This window comes from Marinilabilia salmonicolor JCM 21150 (assembly GCF_000259075.1).
Classification (GTDB): Bacteria; Bacteroidota; Bacteroidia; order Bacteroidales; family Marinilabiliaceae; genus Marinilabilia; species Marinilabilia salmonicolor.
Genome location: NZ_AJKI01000021.1, coordinates 94,502 through 119,428, shown reverse-complemented (window position 1 = coordinate 119,428; position 24,927 = coordinate 94,502). Strand labels below are relative to the sequence as shown.

Sequence of the window (24,927 nt, the reverse complement as noted above, 5' to 3'; positions counted from 1 at the left end):
ATTATAAACAAAAAAGCCTCCCGGAAAGGAGGCTTTTTGATGATATGATAAAACCTGAATTAGGCGTTATCTACAGAATTCATGTGCTGAATGAGTTCAACAACTTTTGTTGAGTATCCCATTTCATTGTCGTACCAGCTAACCACTTTCACGAAGTTGTCGTTCAGAGAAATACCAGCGTCAGCGTCGAAAATGGAAGTTTTGGTTTCACCTACGAAGTCGTTAGAAACAACTGCATCTTCGGTGTAACCCAACACGCCTTTCAATTCTCCTTCAGAAGCTTCTTTCATAGCTTTACAAACCTCTTCGTAAGAAGCACCCTTTTCCAGACGGCAAGTCAGGTCAACAACAGATACGTCAGGAGTAGGAACGCGGAAAGCCATACCAGTCAGTTTTCCGTTCAATTCAGGAATTACTTTTCCTACAGCTTTTGCAGCACCGGTAGAAGAAGGAATAATGTTTTGTCCGGCACCACGTCCACCGCGCCAGTCTTTCATAGAAGGACCGTCAACAGTTTTCTGAGTTGCAGTGGTGGCGTGAACAGTGGTCATCAGACCTTCAACAATACCGAACTTGTCGTTCAATACTTTGGCGATAGGAGCCAGACAGTTGGTAGTACATGAAGCGTTTGAAACGAAATCCATGTCTTTGGTATATTTGTCGAGGTTTACACCGCAAACAAACATAGGGGTGTCGTCCTTTGAAGGAGCAGACATAACAACTTTTTTGGCACCGGCTTTGATGTGTCCTTCAGCTTTTTCCTTAGTCAGGAAAAGACCGGTTGACTCAACAACGTACTCAGCACCTACGTCATTCCACTTCAGGTCAGCAGGATTTTTCTCAGAAGTTACACGGATTTCGTTTCCGTTTACAACCAATTTTCCACCTTTAACTTCAACGTCACCGTTGAAACGACCATGAGTAGAATCGTACTTCAGCATGTAAGCCATGTACTCAACGTCAATTAGGTCGTTGATACCTACAACCTGTACGTTATCGAAATTCTGAGCGGCGCGGAACACCAGGCGGCCGATACGACCGAAACCATTAATACCAATCTTGATTTTTGACATATTATCGCTTTTTTAGAGATTATATTTATATACCTTCTCGTTTTCGCGGTACAAAAGTAAGAAATCAAAGCAAAAACATCAAGAAATAACCCGCTGAATTTCTTAAATAAAAGTTAATTAGCCTGTATTGGCTTAATATTACCCTACGCAATGTTTAACTTAATGTCTGGCAAAGGAGATGATTTATTGATGAGGGGCTTTTGGAAAAGTAAGAAGTCCTGTTTTTTGTTTTCTGAGCTCATCCCAAATATGCGGAACCAATAGAATCTTTAATCAGGAGTTTATTTGATATGATTATAACAGTTAATTGCTTTTCAATTACAGTTTTGTTGCTGAATTTCAAGAACATAAAAGCATTTTTACAGCTTTATTGACGGCCGCCTGGCGCTAACCCCTGATTAATGGGAGTGAAAATGTCATAATTGATTTTTTAAAGTGCTATTGAAGTCCTTGCTGTCTTTTCGTGGGTAAAAGACAAGAATTGGTTTAATTCATTTTTGTTTCTTACTGTGAATTGGCGCTTGGCTCTGCTGCTTTGCTTGTAAAAGAATCTGCCTCCACTATTCTGTCACTGATAACCTAGTGAAGCAATCTCCATTTTTTAACCGGACGCTGTTGATTTGTTGGTTGGGAATGATATTCTGTCTGGTGTCTGAGCGTTTTATCTGATCCTGGTCTTCCTGAAATTGCATCAGCCATTCTTACCTTCAGAGGCATATTCGGTTGGAGTAAATTTTGGTTTAAATAGTGGATAAATTTTTCATCAGAAAGAGGAAATATTTTCATTATGACAGGTTTGAGGGAAATGGAGGTGTGGTCTAATGAGCTATTAAACAGGCACATATGACGGGCGTGGTGATTGGGGTGGATTTTTTTCAGCACAAAAGCAGAACAGAAAATAACAGATGACCTGTTTCTCTTTTATTTTCAGGATTTGAAAACTGGCTCAGAGTAAATATCTTTGATTTTGCATTTCATAACAAGTTTTAATAAAATGTTTGAGTGTGATTTTGCTGATTTAAAGATGTTTAATTGAATTATTTTTAGATAAGTTTTGTAAAATATTAATTATGAGCACGACAGAGAGAATTAGTTTAAAGGAGAAAATTGGTTACAGCCTTGGAGACCTTGCAGCCAATCTCATTTTTCAGACTTTGATGACATTTTTGGCCTTTTTCTACACTGATGTGTATAAAATACCGCCATCGTCAGCGTCCGCCATCATTTTTGCAGGTGGTATGGTAGGAGCCTTTTTTACGCCTGTAATGGGCATGATTGCAGACCGTACTAAAACTCGTTGGGGTAAATTCAGACCCTGGATTCTGTGGACGTCAGTGCCTTTTGGCGTAATTGCCATTCTGGCATTTTCCACGCCTGATTTCAGTACCGGAGGAAAAATTGCCTATGCAATGGTTACCTATATATTATTGGTTATTGTATATGCTGCCAATAACCTTCCTTATTCTTCTTTGAGTGGAGTGATTACCGGAAATATGTCAGACCGTAACAGTATTTCCTCTTATCGTTTTACGGGAGTAATGGTTGCTCAGTTTGTTGTGCAGGTTGTTTTGCTTCCATTGGTTTTTATCGTAGGTGATGGAGACCGGGCCGCCGGATTTGAAATAGTGATGGGCTTCTTTGCTGTTATTGGTATTGTGTTCTTTTTGATTACGTTTTTTACCACCAGAGAGCGAATTGTTCCTTCCAAGGAGCAAACCTCCAGTGTTAAACAAGACCTTTCGGACCTTTTTCATAACCGTCCCTGGATCATGATGTTGATTCTGACCACTTTTATTTTCATTACGATGGCTCTCAAAAGTGGTGTTTATGTTTATTATTTTGAAAACTATCTGGACCAGGCCGCTTTGGGCACTTTTCTTACAGACGTAGGGTTTAACGGCTTTATAAACAACGTGGACAGTATGTTTGAGAATATGGGGTTTGTTGGGTTCCGCTGGCCCAATGATGCACCAACTTCAGGGTTCAGTCTTTTTAATGCCGTTGCTATATTGATGATGCTGATTGGAATTGCTTTTTCTAAAGGACTTGCCGATAAGTATGGAAAGCGGGATGTCTTTATTGTTGGGTTAAGCGGAGCTTTAATTACGCAGTTTTTATTCCTGTTTCTGGCTTCTGATGCCATTGGCGCTGTCTATATGCTTCAGCTTTTCCATGGGTTCTTTTATGGTTTGACCATTCCGCTTCTTTGGGCAATGATTGCTGATGTTGCCGACTATTCAGAGTGGAAGAATAATCGTAGAGCTACAGCTATTGTTTTCTCTGCAATGGCCTTTGGGTTAAAAGTCGGTATGAGTATGGGAGGCGCGATCCTTGCCGGACTTCTTGCTTTGTTTGGATACAATGAGCAGGCAGTGGTTCAGCCGGATACAGCCATTCAGGGTATTAAGTTGTCTATGAGTGTATTCCCCGCTCTTACATTCCTTGTAGGTTTGGTGAGTTTGATTTTCTATAACATCAATAAATCGATGGAAGTTAAAATAGAGAAAGAGCTGCTGGAGCGAAGAGGAAGCAGTATCACTGAGGAGTAGAAGATTAAATTTTGATTTTCACTCAGGGATAGAATTGAAAGAAGGGACTCAGGTTATTGTAACCGACCTCAATAACGATCAGGAAATCCGAACTGTTTGAAGAACGATGGTACTTAATAATTACCTGAGAAAACCTTGAGTTTTATAAGAGAGATAACTAAGAATATTTTATAAAAATGAAGAAGTTGAAAATTTCTGCTTTAGCCGCTCTTACATCCGTACTATTATTGTCCGGGTGTAGCGGTTCGCAGAGTAAAGAAGAATTGACTTTTAAGGATGCTTTTGAAGGGAAATTTCTGATGGGTACTGCTCTTAATGTGGAGCAGATTGCCGGAAACGAACCTAAAGCCATTGAGATTGCAAAAAAGCACTTTAATTCTGTTGTTGCCGAGAACTGCATGAAGATGGAGAATATTCATCCTGAAGAAGACATCTTTTTTTGGGATGAGGCTGATGCCTTTGTTGAGTTTGCTGAAAAAAACAATATGCATATTGTTGGTCATACCCTTGTTTGGCATTCGCAGGCTGCCCCCTGGATTTTTGTTAATGAAAACGGGGAGGATGTTTCACGCGAAGAACTAATTGAGCGTATGAAAAATCATATTCAGACCATTGTGGGGCGCTATAAAGGTAGAGTTGATGGTTGGGATGTAGTAAATGAAGCTATCGAAGGTGATGGTTCCTGGCGCAAGAGCAAATGGTATCAGATTATCGGCCCTGAATATATTGAGCTTGCATTTCAGTTTGCACAGGAGGCTGATCCGGAAGCGGAATTGTACTACAATGACTATGGTGTTTCAGGAAGAGCTAAATGCGATGGAATTTATGACCTTGTCAGGAACCTCCTTGAAAAGGGTGTGAAGGTTGACGGCATCGGTTTGCAGGGACATTTGAATTTTGATATTCCGCTTATTTCAGAGATGGAAACCTCTATTCAGAAGTTGTCTTCACTTGGCGTAAATATTATGATTACTGAACTGGACATGACGATTGTGCCCTGGCCTTCAGATGAGGTTACTGCTGAAGTTTCCCTGAATTATGAGTTGTCAAAGGAGTATGATCCGTATTCCGAAGGACTTCCGGATTCTGTATATCAGCAGGTAATGGATCGTTATACCGGATTCTTTGAGATGTTCCTAAAACACCATGAGAAAATCACAAGAGTGACATTCTGGGGAGTTCATGATGGAAATTCATGGAGAAATGATTGGCCTATTGAAGGTCGTACAGACTTTCCGCTTCTTTTTGACCGGAATTATCAGATAAAAGAAGGGGTTGATGATATTTTGGAAATGGCCAAAGATTGGGAGATGAATCAATAAAAAATATAGAGTTATGATTAGAGAACACTTGACAAAAGACCTATTCATTGCCGATCCGGCAGTGCATGTGTTTAACGGAAAACTTTACATCTATCCTTCGCATGATTTTGAAGCAGGAATCCCGGAGGATGACCTGGGTTCTCACTTCGCCATGGAGGATTATCATATCTTCTCGATGGATGATATAGATGCTGAGGCAAAGGACCATGGTGTTGCACTTCATGTGAAGGATATTTCATGGGCAGGACGTCAGCTTTGGGACAGCGATGCAGCTTTTAAAAACGGGAAATATTATCTTTATTTTCCTGTGAAGGATAAGACGGATATTTTCAGAATTGGTGTGGCCATCAGTGATAAGCCTGAAGGGCCATTTGTTCCCGAGCCGTTTCCTATGCTGGGCAGTTACTCCATTGATCCTTGTGTTTTTGAGGACGAGGATGGCAAACACTATATGTATTTCGGTGGTATCTGGGGTGGCCAGCTTCAGCGTTTCCGGGATAACAAGGCCATTGAATGTGGTCAGTTGCCTGCCGATGATGAGCCCGCATTATGTGCTAAAGTTGCTGCATTGAGTGATGATATGCTTCAATTTGACGAAGAGCCAAAAGATCTTGTTATTCTTGACGAGAATGGTGAACCATTGAAAGCCGGAGATAACGATCGCCGTTTCTTTGAGGCTTCCTGGATGCACAAATACAATGGTAAATACTATTTTACCTATTCAACAGGTGATACGCATAAAATTTGTTATGCTACAGGAGACAATCCTTATGGACCTTTCACCTATGGTGGTGTGATCTTAAATCCTGTGGTGGGATGGACTACGCACCATTCAGTTGTTGAATTTAAGGGAAAGTGGTATTTGTTTTTCCATGATTCTGCAGTTTCAGGAAAGACATGGCTTCGAAGTGCCAGATATGCCGACTTGAATCATTTACCTGATGGCTCTATTGAGACCATTACGGTAGATTACAAGTAATGGTGTTTTCATAACTTTTAGAGGTGTCCGTCAATATCGGGCACCTTTTTTTGAGACATAAAAAAAAAGGAACAGTTAATTTGTTCCTTTTTTAGTTTTTTTACCCCTGATTCTGATAGCTTTCTTGGCAATCATTAAACATCCCGTGATGAAATGAGCATGAAAATGGTTATTTCATAAGAACGTGTGTAAGTTCTTGCATGCGAGTTCCATCAGTCCATTTATTTAGATAAATTTTATACTGATGAAAAACAAACGGGAAATAAATGAATGTACAGTAAAAATCAATTAAAATATCAGGCTCTGACTTCTTCGGTTTCAACATCGGCCTGTCCATAAGCAGGACAGTCCTGTACAGACTTGCAGGATGAAAAACCCAAAGCTACTAACAACAACACAGAGGCAACAAGTGCTAATTTCTTCATGATTGATAATTTTTCAGTAAAAGTAAACGGTTTATCCAATAAACGCAAAAATTAGTTCCAGATTTTTTCTAAACGTTTTTTCCCCTTTCAGGGTTACGCTAAATAAAGATTTTCTTGATGAGAATCTCGGATTACATGATAAACGGATTTTCAAACCGGACAAGAACAAAAATTTTCCCAAATAACGAATATGTATTACCTTTGAGTTTCAGACAATGCAATGAATCAGCTTAATTGTCGTAAAGGAAATGAATGAAGTTTGAATTTAATATAAAATAACAAACTATGCAGATTGAACAATTGCAAGGCTCAATAGTAGCCATTGTAACCCCTTTTAAAGACAACGGTGAAATCGATTTGGAAACCTTTGATGAATTGGTGGAATTTCATATCAACAGTGGTACCAACGGAATTGTAGTGTGTGGTACAACAGGTGAAACACCAACATTAAGCGATGCTGAAGATGCTCAGATGATTGAGCGCTGTGTGAAGAAAGTCAACGGAAGAGTTCCTGTAATCGCCGGAACTGGAAGTAACTCAACGGTCGATTGCATTAAATACAGTCGTAAGGCGGTGGAACTCGGGGCTGACGCCTTGTTGGTGGTGGCTCCTTATTACAATAAACCTTCCAAAAGAGGGATGTACAAACATTTCTCTCAGGTTGCCAAAAATGTGGATGCTCCAATCATTTTATACAATGTCCCGGGACGAACAGGAAGTAACATTGAACCATCAACGGCTATTGAGTTGGCCAATAATTTCGATAATATTATTGCGATAAAAGAAGCTGGTGGTGATATGAATGTGTTTGCCGAGCTTTTGGCCAACCGACCTGATGGTTTTAAGGTTTACAGTGGTGATGATTTTCTTTCCTATTCGGCCAACTGTCTGGGGGCTGACGGGTGTATATCAGTGGTTGCAAACCTTATTCCGGCTGATTTTCATCAAATGATGAAGAGTTCAATAAATGGTGATTATAAGGTGGCTCGTGAATTGTTTTACAAATATCGGTCGTTGATGGAACTGATGTTTGCTGAGTCAAATCCTTTGCCGGTAAAAACTGCTCTTGCGCTTATGGGCAGAGTCAATGAAGTGTTCCGTGCTCCTCTGTGTGAAATGGAGGATGATACCAGAGAACAGTTGAAAATTGAATTGAAGAAACTGAAGCTGATATAGTTCTCAGGCATATCGAACATAAGTTGAGCGATACGAGTTTTGCGAAGTATCGCTTTACTTAGTGTTTGTCTATAAAGTCCAATTTCTGCGTTGTTGCTCAAAATCTAAATCCTCAAATACATTAGAATTCTGTGGTTTTTGATTTTTCACACGCCTTGAATTTTAACTTTCTATCTCAAACACGTGAAAAACGCTTAGTTTATGGACAGACTCTACCTAGAGTTAACTTTGATTTAGAAATTGGAAGGCTTTCACTAAATATATTGGTGAGAGCCAGCATTTTCTTAATTGTTGAGCAGAATCGCTCCGCTCCGCCGCTTGCTTGTAAGAATTTGAGTCGAAAGAGATAAGAGTATTTTCTTCGGTAGCTGACAGGAAATTTTGAAATTTGAAACAGGCTGAATGATTGTATTCAGTCTGTTTTTTGTTTATAATGTTGTTTTAAAAGAAATTAATACTTTTATTATCTGTAATATACACAACTTATACCATGAAATATTATTCTACCATTATTATTTTATTGCTTGTTTCGGCACCTCTTTTTTCACAACAGGTAAACCCCAATCCATGGGTGATGGTAACTGATACCTCTGCAGATATTACTTATACAAATCCCGTTATCCCTGGTTTCTATCCTGATCCCAGTGTTTGCAGGGTTGGAGATGACTATTATCTGGTGAACAGTACTTTTGAGTATTTTCCGGGAGTCCCCGTTTTTTTAAGTACCCAGACGGTGGGGTGGTTTACTGGTGTTTACGTAGGTCTCTATGCCACAGGGAACGGGGAATCGTCGGAGGTGCCTGCTGTTTATGACTGGTTCGAATATGCAGCCATTCGTGACTAAAAAATCGCAGGTTGGAGAAGTTATTTTTATTATTTGTTTACATTTATGACTGAAGAAGTTCCATTTTACCGAAACAGATTCTGTTATTAATGACATCATGAGGTATTTGTTCCGAAAAATATTGGTCAGTGTGATTCTGTCTGCTTTTTGTTTGTTTCTGACAGGACAAAAACTGGATCAGGCCGACTACAAGTTCCGCCATCTCAATAGTTCTCATGGCCTTTCTAATAATCAAATTTCCTCCATTCATAAAGATCGTTTCGGATTTGTTTGGTTTGGGACTGTTTCGGGGTTGAACCGATACGACGGACATTCTTTTAAAACCTATAAGAACATTCCGGGAGATAGCACTACTATTCCCTTTAATAATGTTCAGAGGATTTTTGAAGATCACAGGGGTTCTTTGTGGATTTTATCTCAGGATAATCAATTGACCATATTTAATCCTTACAAAGATGTTTTCTGTTCGGATTATGACCTTCTCACCCGTGAAGACCACATTCCTTCCGACTATATCTCATCTTTGGTAATTGACAGCGGCTCTAACTTGTGGGTGTCAACCAATCAGTACGGGGTTTTCAGAGTGGATGCTCAAACTGATGAAATTGAGCGTTTTCATGAGCTGAGAGGGAACAAAAATGATATAAGTAGTGATTTAGTAACGGATATTGTCGCAGATACCGATTCTACAGTGTTGATAGTGAACGCACAAGGGGGAGTGGAGCGGCTGGATATTGAAACCGGTAATGTTGTTTCTTCATATGAGAGCAGGATTTTATCTGATGTTCCGGTGGGCGACTATTATTCTGTTTTTGTTGATCAGAGTGGTAATCTCTGGATTTATTCAGAGCAAAGTGATCTCGGATTGTTTTATCTGGATGTGTCAAATGGCAGGGAATTACACTTTTCCGTAAATGATACCCGATACAACCTGGCCAGCAATATTGTTACCGGTATTCTGCAGGATGAAAAGGGACATATCTGGGTTAGTACCGATCATGGAGGTTTGCAGATCATCGATAAATCAGACTTTTCAGTCATCAATGTAAGAACAACCGAAGGAGCGTCCAATAGTTTATCTCAAAACAGCATCACATCCCTGATGCGGGATAATTCCGGAACCATTTGGATCGGGACTTACAAAGAGGGTGTTAATTATTACCATCCAGATCTTTTTCAATTTAAACTTTTTTCGCACAATCCCTTTTCCGGGGGTGGACTTCCAGCCAATGATATAGATTGTTTTGCTGAAGATAATAAGGGAAACCTGTATATCGGAACCAATGGAAACGGGCTGATATATTATAACCGCAATACTGGAAGGTACCGGGTATTTAGGGCCAGTCCATCTAATCCTGATTCTTTGAGTCACGATGTGGTGGTGAGTCTGCTCTTTGATTCTCAAGGTCGTTTGTGGGTAGGAACTTACTATGGGGGGTTGAATTGTTATTACAACGGAAAGTTTAAAAGGTATTATCACAATCCGGAGATGCCGGGAACCATTGCAGACAATCGGATCTGGAAAATTCTGGAAGACTCGGAAGGACGGATATGGGTAGGTACCCTGGGGGGAGGTCTGGATCTTTTTGATGAGGACAATGATCGTTTTCTACATTACCGCGACGGAGATCTGAATTCTGTAAATTCTAATTTTATTCTGACCATGGAAGAGGACAGTGATGGTGACCTTTGGGTTGGGACTTCCTACGGGGTCAATGTACTTCATAAAAGAACCGGAAGGTTTTCTCACATCCCAGCCAATCCGGGCAAGCAAAATGCTCTGAGCCATCATATTGTATTGGCCATACTCGAAGATCAGCGGGGATTTATGTGGTTTGGTACCCGAAATGGGTTGAATATGTATAACCCCGAAACCAAAGAGTTTCGATTGTTTTTGGAACGTGACGGTCTGCCTGATAATAATATACTCAACTTGCTTGAAGATAGTCAGGGAAACATTTGGATGAGTACTTTGAATGGTTTGTCGAGGTTAAAAATACGGACTGGAAACGAGGGACCTGAATATTCCTTTAACAACTTTGATTTACTTGATGGACTGCAGGGGCGCGAATTTAATGAACACGCATCCTTTAAAACTTCCAATGGTGAATTAATTTTTGGCGGGCCTGATGGTTTCAATCTGTTTGATCCGTCAAAGATTCAGCGAAGCACCCGGATTCCGCAGGTTAGAATTACCGGTTTGCGACTCTTTAATAAACAAGTGGAGGTCGGGGAAAAAGTTGATCGAAGGGTCATTCTTCAGCGACCACTCTTTCTCTCCGATACACTGGAATTAAGGCATGATCAGAATGTAATCTCTCTTGACTTTTCGGGGATGGGATATTTTCATCCTGAGAAAATAAAATACCAATATTTTCTGGAGGGTTTTAATCAGGAATGGGTTGCTGCCGATGCCCAGAATCCTATGGCGACCTATACCAACCTGAATTACGGCACTTACCGTTTTCGTGTGAGAGGTCAGGTTGGAGATGATGCCACTTATGGAGGGGAGGCGGTATTGACCGTGATAATAAAACCTCCGTTTTATGCCACCCGATATGCTTATGGTGCTTATATCCTATTGTTTGCAGGGTTGGTTGTGTTCTTTGGTTTCATAGTCAGACGTCGTGAACGAATCAAATACCAGCGGCAGAATGAATTGATGGAGCACAAGCGAATTCATGAGTTGGATGAGATGAAAATCAGGTTTTTTACAAATATCAGTCATGAATTCCGAACTCCTTTGACACTGATTCTAACTCCGCTGGAAAAACTGATTGGTGATGTGAAAGATGCCGGTATCAGGGAGCAATTAAAGCTGGTGACCAGAAATGCCAGAAGACTTTTAGGTTTGGTAAATCAATTACTGGATTTTCGGAAAATAGAGGTTCAGGGAATTGTTCTAAGCAGGACAAAAGGGGATATTGTCGCATTTGTTCGGGAAGTTGCTATTTCTTTCTCAGATCTGTTTGACACCAAGTCGATCCGTTTTTCAATTTCTTCCAATGTTGATTCTCTGACCATGAGTTTTGATCCGGATAAAATGGAAAAAATTGTGTTTAATCTGTTGTCCAATGCTTTTAAATTTTCTCAGGAGAATGGAGAGGTGAAGTTGAATATTGAGTTTTCGGAGACTTCGGAGAAAAACTCGGGGGGAGTAGTGCGTATCGCTATAAGCGACACAGGTATTGGAATCCCATCCGAAAAACAGGAAAAGATCTTTGAACGCTTCTTTCAGGTTGGAAACAGGAATACACAGAATCTTGGCAGTGGCATCGGGCTTGCCATTACACAGGAGTTTGTTCGATTGCATGAGGGGGAAATATTTCTTACAAGTGAACCCGGGCAGGGAAGTACTTTCACTGTTGAATTGCCTCTGACACACGAGGAGGATACAGGAGTTGCATCCGACGAAAGAATTGAGGTTTATAATCTTCGGGGAAGGGGAAAAAAGATTGCAGATAAGCAGGAGGAGGACCATAGTGAAAAGCCGCTTCTTTTGATCATCGAAGACAACGAAGATCTGAGATTCTATCTCAAAGAAAATTTACGCCGCGATTATCGTATTGTAGAAGCTGCAGATGGAGATTCCGGACTTGAAAAGGCCCGGTCTGTCTATCCTGATATTATCATTAGTGACATTATGATGCCCGGAACTGATGGCGTAAAGTTGTGTCGTATTCTTAAAAGTGAGTCCAAAACGTCTCATATACCAGTCATTCTGCTTACAGCTAAGGTGTCTTCTGAGCAGGAAGCAGAAGGATTGGGAGCCGGAGCAGATGATTACATTACCAAGCCCTTCAATTATGAGGTATTGGAGCTTAAAATCAGGAAACAAATCGAAATACGCCGGCAGTTCCGCGCCAAACTGGAAAAACAGCATTTCGAAATAGAACCCGGAGAAATTGGCGTAACATCCCTGGATGAAAAATTTATAAAAAAAGCCACGCGGTTTGTGGAGAAAAATATTGCCAACACCGATCTGTCGGTGGAAATTTTTAGCCGCGAAATGGGGGTTAGTCGGGGACATCTTTACAACAAGATCGTATCTCTGACGGGAAAAACACCTACAGAATTTATTCGCATTATGCGGCTGAAACGAGGCGCCCAGTTGCTGGGCAAAAGTCAGCTCAATGTTGGTGAAGTGGCCTTTAAAGTTGGCTTTAACGATCCCAAATATTTCTCTCGTTACTTTAAAGAAGAGTTCGGTGTTTCTCCTTCCGAATATGTAAAGCGGATCGAAAAGAACGGGTGATTTTTTCTCTGTAACCCTCTGCTTCATATTTGCTTAGCCCCTTGGTGGTACCAGTTTCGGGACTCGGTTGTATCTGCTTCGGGGCTTCATCGACTGTTCATCGACTATTCTCCAATTTTATAAGAGTCGAACAACAGCCGAACAACACTCGTGGGTGTTAATGTTCAGATCGCCATGTTGACTTTTGTGTTTTAGTTTTCCTAAGTCGTCCATTTTTGCCTCCTTCCACATCGGGTTCTGAAAGCTGACGCGATCTGTATTTAGCTTGATGCAATGTCTTGAAATTGAATTCTGTAAACCTTCTGTAGAATACATTTCACCCCTTTTTGAAATACATATTGTCGTCTCTTCAATACCAAATCCCCCCATCATTTATACAAAAGGACTTAAGTCTTAAAGAGTGTTAAAATACCTTTGAGGAGTCGAATACAGTTAAAAAATGTATTGGACAGTGAACTTTTAGTTTACTCAAAAGAAGGAGTGTTTCATTTTTTAAAGATTTAAATCCAATGCTATGTTAAAAAAGAGTTTTCTTTTTATGTTCTTTTTTATGGCGGGGATTGGGCTGATGATGGCCCAGCAAACAGTGACCGGTTTGGTTACTGACTCGTCAAATGAACCCATTCCGGGGGTATCCATCCTCGAAAAGGGTACGATGAATGGTACCATTACGCAGGTGGATGGTAACTACTCAATAGAAGTAAGGGATGATGCCATCCTGGTGTTTTCGTTTATTGGTTTTGAGAGTCAGGAAATTCCGGTGAACGGACAATCCTCCATCAATGTGCAGCTGTCAGACAATATTACCGACCTTGATGAAGTGGTGGTGGTTGGTTACGGTGTGCAGAAGAAAAAACTGGTTACCGGAGCTACCCTGCAGGTTAAAGGGGAAGACATTGAGCGGATGAACAATACTTCTCCTTTGCAGGCCCTCCAGGGACGCACACCCGGGGTTAATATTTCCTCCACATCGGGTCAGCCGGGAGCCGATATGAAGGTAACCATTCGCGGACTGGGAACTGTTGGTAATGCCGGGCCTCTTTACATTATCGATGGAATTGAAGGAGATATTTCGACCATTGCTCCTTCGGATATTGAGAGTATCGATGTATTGAAGGATGCCGCTTCTGCTGCTATCTATGGGTCGCAGGCCGCCAATGGTGTGGTGCTGGTTACTACCAAGACCGGAAAAGCAGGTAAAAGCCAGGTGACGTTTGATACCTATTACGGAATTCAGCGGGTACCAAGATATACCGACATGCTGAACCGCAATGAATACATTGCCATCATGCAGGAGCAGGCAGCCAACTCGGGAGCTGCGCTGTATAATCCTTCTATTTTTGATGGTACGTCAGATACCGATTGGGTTGAGCAAATGTTTGTGGACGATGCTGTTACGCAAAATTACAACATAGGACTTAGTGGTGGTTCTGAATCCTCCATTTATTCTATGTCTTTGAATTATACCGGACAGGAAGGTGTTGTAGGAGGTCCTGATGTTTCCAATTATGAACGCTACGGATTTCGTTTAAATACAGAGCACAAGCTGTACGATGATGTGTTAAAGGTGGGACAGCACTTGAACTTCAGTTACATCATGAGAAACGGAGTTCAGGTGGGCAATCAGTACAGCAATACACTTCGCGGAGCTTTTGGAACTTCTCCGCTTGCGCCGGTTTTTAGCGACAATAACAAGTACGATTCTTCGTATAACGATACCTCTTCTTCGCAGTGGTATGATGGTGATGGGAACCCTTATGGGCACATGATGACCAACAGCAATAATGAGAATGATGATCAGCGCTTGCTGGCCGATGTCTATGCTGAGTTGGAGCCCATCGAAAACCTTGCCCTTAAAACGGTTTTTGGTATTAATTACTATGCCGGAGAATACCGCAGCTATACTCCTCTTTACAGATTTTCTGTTTATTCTTACAATGAAGATCACACTACTGTTCAGCAAAATATGTCGAAAGGACATACCCTGACCTGGACCAACACCGCAACCTATAATTTCGAAGTTGGTGACCATCGTTTCGAGGTGCTTGGTGGTATGGAGTCTATTCAATATCAGGGAATGCGCGTGCAGGGATCTAACTGGGACCTGCTTGAGCAATTTGACAGTTGGGACTATGCTTACCTGGATAACACTACCGGCCAGGCTACCCTGGTGGAAGATGAGGATGGAAATATTACAGGAGTTACCGAAAAGCGCAATGTGGAAGGTGGGCCTGAAGTGAAAGCTCGTCGTGTTTCCTATTTTGCCCGTTTTGGCTACAACTTCAAAGAGAAGTATATGCTGAATGCTACTTTCCGGGCCGATGGTTCTTCAAAGTTTCAGGAAAGCAATCGCTGGGGATATTTTCCTTCTGTTTCGGCAGGCTGGGTAATGTCGGAGGAGTCCTTTCTGGAAGATGCCGGCGACTGGATGAATTACCTGAAACTCAGAGCTAGCTGGGGACAGGTTGGTAACCAGAATATCGAAAACTTCCAGTATGCCTCTCCGATGATCATTACCAATTATGACGGAGACTACCCTGCCGGATATTACCTTTTCGGAACACAGCTGGGATCCAATGTGAAAGGTGCATATCCCGGTCGTTTGGCCAATGCAGGCGTAAAGTGGGAAACTTCCGAACAAATCAATGTGGGTATTGATGCCCGTTTCCTGCACTCTCGTTTGGGGGCCAACATCGATTACTACATCAAAACTACCAAGGACTGGCTGGTGGAAGCGCCCATATTGGGAACTGCCGGAACCGGGGCTCCTTTTATCAATGGTGGTGATGTCAAAAATACAGGGATTGAATTGGCGCTGAACTGGAATGACCAGATTGGTGACCTGAGGTATTCTTTGTCGGCCAACGGGGCTTACAATAAAAATGAGGTGGGTGCCATTCCAACAGAAGATGGAATCATTCACGGAGAGAGCAATATGCTTTATGATAATTCCGGTGAATTCTATCGTGCTCAAAACGGTCATGCCATCGGATATTTCTGGGGCTTCGAAACTGCAGGTATATTTCAGAATGAGGCTGAGATTCAATGGTGGAGAGATTCAGGAAACGGTATTTTCCAGCCCAATGTGAAGCCTGGCGATGTGAAATATGTGGATCAGAACACGGATGGTAAAATCAATGAGGATGATAAGGTAGATCTGGGGAACGGAATGCCTGACTTTACTTTTGGTTTTAATGTTAACCTGATGTACAAGAACTTTGATTTTAATGTTACCGCCAGTGGTGTGGCCGGAAATAAGATTGTTCAGTCTTACCGCAATCATGCCAACAAAAAGGCCAATTATACCAGTGCAATTCTGAACCGATGGACCGGCGAGGGTACTTCCAATGAGATGCCCCGGGTAACTGATAATAACGTGAACTGGTCATTCTCTGACTTGTATTTGCAGGACGGAGATTTCCTTCGCATCAGCAATATATCACTGGGTTATGACTTTAGTGATTTGATTAACTGGAAATACCTGAGTCAGCTTCGTTTTTACGGCCAGGTACAGAATGCTTTTACATTTACCAAATACGATGGAATGGATCCCGAAGTCGGGTATGGTACCAGTGACTGGGTTTCCGGAGTTGATCTGGGTTATTACCCGCGTCCGAGAGTATTCCTGTTGGGTGTAAATGTTAAATTCTAAAATTAAAAATCATAGTATATGAAGTCTTTTAAGATATATTTAATAGCAGCACTGGGGGTTGTAGGACTGGGCCTTTCTTCCTGCTCCGACAGTTTTCTGGATGTGGAACCGGAAACTTCCCTCTTTGACGAGAACTTTTATTCCACCCAGGCTGATGCTGAACTGGCACTGATTGGTTGCTACGACGGGTGGCAACGTACCTCTTCCGATGCGGATGTCTCTTTTTACCTTTTGTCGGAAGTGATGTCTGACCAGTGTTTTGGTGCAACAGGCGTGGGTGATGACAGAAACTATCAGGCCATTGATCGCTTTGATCTCTCAGAAGCCCCTTCTTACTCCGATTTGGGCAACAATTTGTGGGAATCTTATTACCGTGGGATTTTCCGTTGCAACAAGTTGCTTCAGGAACTTGACAACGTAGCATGGAATGGAGATACAGAAGAAACTCAGTTATCCAATCGGGTTCGCGTAGAGGGAGAAACCCGCGTTTTGCGTGCAATCCTTTATTTCGACATGATTCGTTTGTTTGGAAATATTCCTTTGCTTACCGAACCTTCAGAAGAAAATCTTCCGCAGGTTCATCCCGATGAGGTCTATAAATTAATAGCAGAAGATCTGATGTTTGGCGCTGAGAACATTCCGGCTGATGCTTACCCAAAAAGCAACGCCAACGAGAATGACGGAAGAATTTCTCAATATGCTGCAAAAGCCCTGTTGGCGCGTGTTTACCTTTACTACACCGGATATTATGAGAAGAGTGATCTGGTAGGGATGGTGAGCGCTCAGGAGGCATTATCCGGACTTGAAGATATTATTGCCAGCGAAGAGTATGGTCTGGTAGGGGAATTCAGGAATCTGTGGCCTGCTGCCAGTATGACACTGGAAGAGGATGGCGATAATAAAATAATGAAGTCATCGTATGCCGGCCGGGGAAATCAGGAGGTAGTATTGGCTAAGAAATTTAATTACACCCAGGATTACAATGGCAATATGGACGGAAACCGTTGGCTTGTAATGCTGGGAATGCGAAACTTCAGTAGTTTTCCTTATGGTCGTGGCTGGGGCGCATGTACTGTGCATCCTGAATTTCCTCAGGCTTTTGGAGACGGAGATACCCGCCGTGCCGCTTCAATGATTGACCTGGTGGGGGAAGGTATTGAGGGTGATTTCGAAACACTGGATGATCAGCGTGAATATACCGGTTTCTCTGTGAAGAAATATACTCCCATGAGTAAGTGGGAAAAGGATGAAGCGTCAGGTGAGTGGACCCTTGTTGACGAGGTTGCCGGTCTGGGGGAAGGTGATTTTCAGATTTCTCAGTATCAGGATTGGGTTATCGTTCGCTATGCGGATGTATTGCTGATGGCTGCCGAATTGGGTAGTGCCAATGCTACAGAGTACCTCAACCGGGTGAGGAGAAGAGCTTATACAGTTGACGGAGAAGTGGGGGCAGGCTTTAATGAAGTTTCTGCAACACCCGAAAACATTCTGGAAGAGAGAGCCCTTGAGTTTGCTTTTGAAGGAATTCGTTACTGGGATTTACTGCGTCAGGGAATTGATAAGGCTGCTTCTCAAATTGCTGAAGAGAATGGTGTTGATGTGTTGACCGGTGGCAGCGAAGATCAGGTGGTAATCCAGGCTTCCAACTTTGTGGAGAAAAAAGGTTTGTTCCAGATTCCCCAAACTCAGATAACCTTGTCGAATTACCTGCTGGAGCAAAATGCAGGATGGTAATCACAAAAAACTATTAGATTATGAAGACTAAATTTTTCAATATATGCTTTTCGGTGCTGGCTGTTATGACGCTTTTGTTTTCAGCCTGTCAGCCCGAGGAATATGAACTGGGGCAATTGCTCTCAAAGGAAGATTTGAAATACAGTATTGTCCAGGATGCAGAAGATCCTAATATGGTGATTCTGATGGCCAGAAATGATGGATTCGCTCCTTTCTGGACCACTCCGATGGGAAGAAGTACCAATAGAATAGATACTCTTCGTATACCTTTTGAAGGAAACTACGACTTTGTTTATGGTGTGGTAACTCCCGGTGGAGTAGTGCAGGCCGATACTTTTACTTTGGAACTGCTGACCAGTAACACGGATTACGTTAAAGATCCTCTGTGGGATCTGCTGACCGGTGGTGTTGGGGAAGAGAAAACGTGGCTGATGGATCTGAATGCTGAGGGACAAAGTCGCTATTTTGTCGGGCCTCTTTATTTTTATGGGACCGACGACAGCTGGGCTACAGTGACTGAAGGACAGACTGTTGAAGGAGACAGCTGGAGCTGGAAAGCAGACTGGGAAGGAAATCAGTGGATAATGCCTGCAGCGGATTATGGAACAATGACTTTCAGTCTTAAAGGAAATGCAACTGTTACGGTAAATCATGAAGTGCTCGGAAGAGTCGAGAACGGTACTTACTTCCTTGATGCTGATGCCAAAACGCTTTCCATGACTGATGCCGCTCCTTTGCATGACGAAGGACGTGATGGACATGTAATAAACTGGGGAGATATCCGGGTGTTGTCTCTTACTGAGGATGCTATGCAATTAGGAGTTCTTCGTGATAAAGCATTGTCGGGAGAAGATCCTGCATTGTTTGTCTATAACTATGTTTCGAAAGATTATTACGATAACTGGGTTCCCGAAGACCTTCCGGATCCGGAGCCTGAACTCCCTGCAGGTTGGCAGGAGGATATTTCACAGGTTGTTTCTACCTCTATAACCTGGACATTATCTGACCAGACTCCTCTAAATTGGTTTAAGCTGGATGGAACAAGGATGAATGAATGGGATGCCCCGGAGGATTATCCCGATTGGTTAGGAACACCCGACCCCAGTGTTTATGATGGATTTTCTTTAACGATGAATTCTGAAGAGAATACTGTGAAATATGTTGCTCCTGACGGAACTACTGAGACAGGTACCTATACCTTGGATGAGAAAGGAATCTATACATTTGACGGAATTGTTCCTTCATTTTCTGTTATCGGATGGGCCAGTTTTGGACTAACTGCTGACAATCAATTGCGAATTTTGTCCATTGAAAAAGATGCTGCCGGTAAAGTTACAGGCATGTGGGTTGGTGCAAAAGATCCCGAAAAGCCCGAATATGTTGCTTACCATCTGGTTCCTTCAGATGGAGGGGCTCCGGAAAGCGATGATGGAGAACCTGAGCCAACAGTTCTGGCATTTGATAATACCAAACTTGCTTACGGTGATATTGAAGAAAAAGGAAACCTACGGTTGGAGCTTTTTAATGAGTATGGATCCACCAAAGAAGATCCTCCATTCTCAACCAGTGAACTGGCTTCATTTAATAGTCTGGAAGTTACATTTACTCTAAGTGGGGTTACATTGACTGAAGGAGCTGCAGGATCTTATGATGCTTCGATTCTTTATGCAGATGGAGACTGGGATCCCCAAGCTAACGGAGAGGTCATCACGGTAAACGGAGATGGTACCTACACTGCTACATTTGCTCCCGGAAGCTTGTCGGAAGGTGTGATGGTGTTCGTCGTTGATATAGTCGGCATGGGAGAGGATATTGCTGATATGACTGCCGTGACAGCCACCATTGACGAGGTGTTGATTTATTAACAAATGAGATTAGAAAACAAACTCTATTTATAGCCAATTAGAGGCAAGTCCCGGTAATTGAACCGGGGCTTGCATTATTGAACAGCAGAATAGTATGATTTTTTTACCTAACCTCTAAGAACCTTTTTAATTCTCTTTTATGAAGAAACTGGCTTTTTTCTTTTTTCTGTCGCTGCTGAGCCTCCAGTGCTCATCTTGCTCCGATGACGATCCCAATGAAGAGGCTTTTTTGTCAGTGAGTGTTGATGAACTCTCTTTTCCTGCCAATAGTGGATCCAAATTTCTGAATATTCAGTCCAACCGCGACTGGGTTATCTCAGAAAGAGCTGTTTGGTTAAATGTTGATATGCTTTTCGGATCCGCCGCCGATGAGGAAGCTTCTGTTGCTGTCACGGTTCAGAAAAATCCTGATGCCGACGAAAGAACGGCATTAATAGCCATTTCTGCTGACGGACTGACACAGGAGGTTGTGGTCACGCAAGCCGGAAGTGAGCTAATGATTATTGAGGAAGATCGTTTCGAGATTGATGCATCGGGAGGCAATTTTTCGGTAAACCTGCAGGTTACCAATAATTATGACCTGACCATTCAGGGCGACTGGATTTCGCAGAATAAATCGCTTTCAGAAGCTTCTGAAGATTTCTCGGTGGCCTCCAATTCTTCAATTTTCCAACGTACGGGGCTGGTCATTTTTGCAATGGGCGACATCAAGGATACCGTTACGGTGGTTCAGTCGGGCATCGATGCTTTCATCCCTGCAGATATGACGGGTATGGAGAGTACGGCCATCCAACTGGCATCAAAAATGAATATGGGCTGGAATCTCGGAAATTCCATGGAACCACCATCCGGTGAAACAGCCTGGGGAAACCCAAAAACTACGCAGGCCCTGATTGATGCAGTGGCTGCTGCCGGATTCAATGCAGTACGTATTCCCTGTGCATGGGACAGCTACATTGAAGATCTGGAAACTAACAAAATTAAGGATTCCTGGTTGGCACGGGTGCAGGAAGTGGTCGATTATTGCTATGCCAACGATATGTATGTGATTTTGAACATCCATTGGGATGGCGGATGGCTCGAAGAAAATATTATCCCTGAAAAGGAGGAAGAAGTGAGTCAAAAACAGGAAGCACTGTGGAAACAGATTGCCATCCATTTTCGGGACTACGATGAACATCTGTTATTTGCAGGAACCAACGAGCCCAATGTGGAAGATGCAGAGCAGATGGGAGTCCTTCTTAACTACGAGCAGGTATTTATCGATGCAGTGAGAGCTACCGGTGGTTGCAATGCCTACCGCGTGCTTATTTTCCAGGGGCCTTCAACCGATATTGATAAAACCCATACATTGATGACCGCTTTGCCTCAGGATGATGTGGAAGACCGTCTGATGGCAGAGGTACATTACTATACACCCTGGAACTTCTGTGGTTTGACGCAGGATGAGAACTGGGGAGACTTTTATTATTTCTGGGGCGGGAATTATCACATCGAAGGAGCCGAAGGACGCTACCCCGACTGGGATTGCGAAGAGGACTATGTGTTGGCTCAGTTTCAGAAAATGAAAACCCAGTTTGTGGATAATGGGATACCTGTGATTCTGGGAGAGTTTGGCGCTATACGCCGCACCATTAGTGACAATGCTGAATGGCAACAACTCCACTATGAGTCCCGCGCTTATTTTAACCGGTATGTCACCGAACAGGCAAAAAACTACGGAATGGTTCCTTTTTACTGGGACGAAGGAAGTCTGACCAACCATGGCTTCGGGATGATGGACAGAAACCAGTTAGAAGTGGGAGACCAATTGTTGTACGATGCATTGATGGAGGGTTCCAACGCCGGAGAATATCCCTTCTGATTATATTTTTATATGCCGTTTTTATCTTATTGAAAGTCATGGATTTTTCCCTTTGTCTAAAGAGGGGAGTCAGGGGTTAAGTGGTCAATTTTTGCTTCTTTCTTTTTTCAGGGGGAAACTTCCGGGCTTTTGATGATTTAAAAAATGCGAAATGTCTTAGTATAAAGATTGTATCAGCTTTTGTTCAGATACGGTGTGTAAGTTTCACACTTATTTACAATCTTTGTGAGGAGATCACATTAAATGAAGAAATTATCCCCTTGCCTGAAGTTTAGATTATTGCCATTTTATTTTTAGAACTATCTTATGAGTAAACTTTGCTTATAAGGATCATTAAGAGGAAATTATGAAGAAGTTATTGTTACTTGGTTTTATTGCGATTCTGGGGTTTGGATGTTCCCAGGAAGGATGGAAGGTTGATGATTCCGGTTTGACGGTTTTTCCTGAGAATCCGTCTGATCAATCAGTTCAGGCTATTCGTCTGACTCCCTTTGGTGAAGAAATCATCAAAGTGTCTGCCACAGCTGCCGATGCTTTTAGTAATGAAGAGAGTCTGGTTGCTTTGCCATTGGAGAAAGCTGTTGATTTTGATGTCACAGAAGATGGAGGTATTCTGATCCTTTCTACTGCAAAGCTTGCTGCCAAAGTATCTCAAATAACCGGAGAAGTTCAGTTTTTTGATATGGATGGAAATCTGATACTTCAGGAAAAAGCAAATGGTGGAAAAGCCATTAAGCCCATGGAAGTGGATGGCGTAAAAGGGTACGAAGTTCGTCAGGTATGGGAGTCGCATGATGACGAAGGTCTTTATGGACTTGGTCAGCATCAGGCCCACGATTACAATTATAAAGGAAAAAATGAGGAGTTGTTTCAATACAACACCAAAGTTTCGGTGCCTGTGATTCTATCCACCCGTAATTACGGAATTTTGTGGGATAATTACTCACTGACACGTTGGGGAGATCCTCGTCCTTACGGGCAGATAGATCAATTTAAGCTATTCAACAACGAAGGTGAAGAGGGAAGCCTTACTGCCACATACATCGACAATAAAGAAACAGGAAATGTATTCACGGTTCGTCAGGAGAATACTATTGATTATGAAAATCTGACAACCATTGAGAATTTTCCCGAAGGTTTTGATTTTACCAATGCCCGGATTACCTGGGAAGGTGAGATTGAGCCTGATGAGACTGGAATCCACCGCTTCCTGATGTACTATGCCGGATATACCAAAATATGGATTGATGGTGAGTTGATGGCCGATCGCTGGCGTACTGCCTGGAATCCGTCGGTTGCCAAGTTTGAAGTGGATATGGAAGCCGGGAAGAAGTATCATGTGAAACTCGACTGGATTCCTGATGGGGGAGAGTCTTATATCGGGCTGAAAGCTTTAACCCCCGTGGATCCTGAAGAACAGGAGCGTATCTCTTTCTGGAGTGAAATGGGCGATCAGATTGACTATTTCTTTATGGCCGGAAATTCTATGGATGATGTGATTTCACGCTACCGTGAACTCACCGGAAAAGCTCAGGTGATGCCCAAATGGGCCATGGGATTCTGGCAGAGTCGTGAGCGTTATAAAACGCAGGAGGAATTGCTGGATGTGTTGCATGAATTCCGTGATCGCGAAATCCCCATCGATAATATTGTTCAGGACTGGTCTTACTGGCCTGTGGACCAGTGGGGAAGTCATGCGTTTGATCAGGAACGTTTCCCCGATGCCAAAGGAATGGTGGATGAGGTGCATGAAAACAATGCCCGCATCATGATTTCTGTATGGCCTAAGTTTTACCACAATACAGAGCATTTTAAGGAGTTTGATAAAAACGGCTGGATGTATCGTACTGCTGTTGAGGACAGCATCAAAGACTGGATTTATCCCGGATATGTGGGATCCTTTTATGATGCTTACGCTCCCGGTGCCAGGCAGCTTTTCTGGAAGCAAATTAATGAGGAACTTTACACCAAAGGTTTTGATGCCTGGTGGCTGGATGCAACAGAGCCGGATATTCTCTCCAATGCCAGCATGGAATACCGCAAAGAGCTGATGAACCCAACTCATTTGGGACCATCAACTAAGTATTTCAATGCGTTTGCGCTGATGAATGCCAAAGGAATTTATGAGGGGCAGAGATCTCTGGAGAACGATGAGCGTGTGTTTATTCTTACGCGCTCCGGATTTGCAGGTATGCAACGTTTCGGAACGGTTACCTGGAGTGGCGATATCGGAACCGTTTGGGAAGACCTGAAAGCACAAATCCCTGCAGCTATCAATTTCTCTCTTTCCGGAATGCCTTACTGGACTATGGATATCGGTGGATTTTGTGTGGAGAAAAGGTATGAAAGAGCCGAAGAAGGCAGCAAAGATATGAAAGAGTGGCGCGAGTTGAACACCCGCTGGTATCAGTTTGGAGCCTTCTCTCCTTTGTTCCGTGTGCATGGACAGTATCCTTACAGAGAACTTTGGAATATTGCACCCAAAGGACACAAGGCTTATGAGTCGATGCTTTACTACAACAAGCTTCGCTACCGTTTGATGCCATATATCTATAGTCTAACCGGAGCCGTTTATCACGACAATTATACCATCATGCGTGGTTTGGTAATGGATTATACCGATGACCAAAACGTTTACAATATTGACGATCAGTTTATGTTTGGTGGCGGTCTGATGGCATGCCCCGTTTATGAATACAAAGCGCGAAGTCGTGAAGTCTATTTCCCCGAAAACAAGGGATGGTATGATTTCTATACCGGAGAATTTGTCAGGGGTGGACAAACCAAAGAGGTGGATGCTCCTTACGAACGGATGCCGATTTATGCCCCTGCAGGAGCCATTATCACTGCCGGTCCGGAGATTCAGTACACCACAGAGAAAAAACCTGAACTGATCACTGTTTATGTTTACACCGGTGACGATGGTGAGTTTAAGCTTTACGAAGACGAAAACTCCAACTATAATTACGAGGAGGGTAAATTCTCTACCATTCTTTTCACATACAACAATCAGAATAAAACCCTTACAATTGGCAATCGTGAAGGCTCATTCGACGGGATGCTGGAAGAGCGCAAGTTTGAGGTAGTATTTGTATCTCCCGATAAGTCTGTCGGGTTTAATCCTGATGCGGCAAAAGGCCAGCTGGTGGATTACTCCGGTCAGGCTGTCGAGTTCGTTTTTAAGTAGAT

Annotated in this window: 14 protein-coding genes; 11 read left to right on the top strand and 3 right to left on the bottom strand. The window is 42.6% G+C overall.

The window, feature by feature from the left end:
- Positions 1 to 59: 59 nt before the first annotated feature.
- Together gap and W7W_RS0111620 are read right to left on the bottom strand one after the other, a co-directional pair.
- A complete protein-coding gene (gene gap / locus W7W_RS0111630; RefSeq protein ID WP_010663929.1) occupies positions 60 to 1,073 on the bottom strand; it encodes a type I glyceraldehyde-3-phosphate dehydrogenase in 1,014 nt (337 codons plus the stop codon).
- 579 nt (positions 1,074 to 1,652) lie between these two features.
- Positions 1,653 to 1,859 carry a hypothetical protein gene (locus W7W_RS0111620; RefSeq protein ID WP_010663928.1) on the bottom strand — a complete coding sequence of 69 codons (207 nt, stop codon included), beginning with the start codon at positions 1,857 to 1,859 and terminating at the stop codon, positions 1,653 to 1,655.
- A gap of 284 nt (positions 1,860 to 2,143) precedes the next feature.
- Between W7W_RS0111620 and W7W_RS0111610 the strand changes: the two genes are divergently transcribed.
- The 3 genes from W7W_RS0111610 (at position 2,144) to W7W_RS0111600 (ending at position 5,923) form a co-directional block, all read left to right on the top strand.
- Positions 2,144 to 3,622: an MFS transporter gene (locus W7W_RS0111610; RefSeq protein ID WP_010663927.1), complete on the top strand. Its 1,479-nt coding sequence runs from the start codon at positions 2,144 to 2,146 to the stop codon at positions 3,620 to 3,622.
- A 176-nt stretch (positions 3,623 to 3,798) separates the two neighbouring features.
- Entirely contained in the window at positions 3,799 to 4,944 is a 1,146-nt protein-coding gene (locus W7W_RS0111605; RefSeq protein WP_010663926.1) for an endo-1,4-beta-xylanase, read from the top strand.
- Between the two features lie 13 nt (positions 4,945 to 4,957).
- The gene (locus W7W_RS0111600; RefSeq protein WP_010663925.1) at positions 4,958 to 5,923 is read left to right on the top strand and encodes a glycoside hydrolase family 43 protein; all 966 of its coding nucleotides are present in this window, start codon (positions 4,958 to 4,960) and stop codon (positions 5,921 to 5,923) included.
- A gap of 296 nt (positions 5,924 to 6,219) precedes the next feature.
- Here W7W_RS0111600 and W7W_RS23990 read toward each other — a convergent pair whose 3' ends face one another.
- Positions 6,220 to 6,348 carry a hypothetical protein gene (locus W7W_RS23990; RefSeq protein ID WP_262492828.1) on the bottom strand — a complete coding sequence of 43 codons (129 nt, stop codon included), beginning with the start codon at positions 6,346 to 6,348 and terminating at the stop codon, positions 6,220 to 6,222.
- Positions 6,349 to 6,633: 285 nt separating this feature from the next.
- On the opposite strand from W7W_RS23990, the gene dapA reads away from it, so the two are divergent.
- From dapA to W7W_RS0111550, 8 genes are all read left to right on the top strand, one after another.
- Positions 6,634 to 7,524, top strand: a complete 891-nt coding sequence (gene dapA / locus W7W_RS0111590) for a 4-hydroxy-tetrahydrodipicolinate synthase (RefSeq protein WP_010663924.1) — start codon at positions 6,634 to 6,636, stop codon at positions 7,522 to 7,524.
- A 490-nt stretch (positions 7,525 to 8,014) separates the two neighbouring features.
- Positions 8,015 to 8,368 (top strand): family 43 glycosylhydrolase, encoded by a 354-nt coding sequence (locus tag W7W_RS23985; RefSeq protein WP_010663923.1) that lies wholly within the window; start codon positions 8,015 to 8,017, stop codon positions 8,366 to 8,368.
- Positions 8,369 to 8,465: 97 nt separating this feature from the next.
- The gene (locus W7W_RS0111580) at positions 8,466 to 12,623 is read left to right on the top strand and encodes a two-component regulator propeller domain-containing protein (protein WP_010663922.1); all 4,158 of its coding nucleotides are present in this window, start codon (positions 8,466 to 8,468) and stop codon (positions 12,621 to 12,623) included.
- 514 nt (positions 12,624 to 13,137) lie between these two features.
- Complete coding sequence (locus W7W_RS0111570) at positions 13,138 to 16,275, top strand: SusC/RagA family TonB-linked outer membrane protein (protein WP_157202475.1); 3,138 nt, start codon at positions 13,138 to 13,140, stop codon at positions 16,273 to 16,275.
- An 18-nt stretch (positions 16,276 to 16,293) separates the two neighbouring features.
- Positions 16,294 to 18,009: a RagB/SusD family nutrient uptake outer membrane protein gene (locus tag W7W_RS0111565; RefSeq protein ID WP_010663919.1), complete on the top strand. Its 1,716-nt coding sequence runs from the start codon at positions 16,294 to 16,296 to the stop codon at positions 18,007 to 18,009.
- 20 nt (positions 18,010 to 18,029) lie between these two features.
- Complete coding sequence (locus W7W_RS0111560; protein ID WP_010663918.1) at positions 18,030 to 19,874, top strand: hypothetical protein; 1,845 nt, start codon at positions 18,030 to 18,032, stop codon at positions 19,872 to 19,874.
- A gap of 139 nt (positions 19,875 to 20,013) precedes the next feature.
- Positions 20,014 to 21,738, top strand: coding sequence for a cellulase family glycosylhydrolase (locus W7W_RS22100; protein WP_010663917.1), 1,725 nt, complete (start codon positions 20,014 to 20,016; stop codon positions 21,736 to 21,738).
- 346 nt (positions 21,739 to 22,084) lie between these two features.
- Positions 22,085 to 24,925 (top strand): TIM-barrel domain-containing protein, encoded by a 2,841-nt coding sequence (locus W7W_RS0111550; RefSeq protein ID WP_010663916.1) that lies wholly within the window; start codon positions 22,085 to 22,087, stop codon positions 24,923 to 24,925.
- Positions 24,926 to 24,927: the final 2 nt, after the last annotated feature.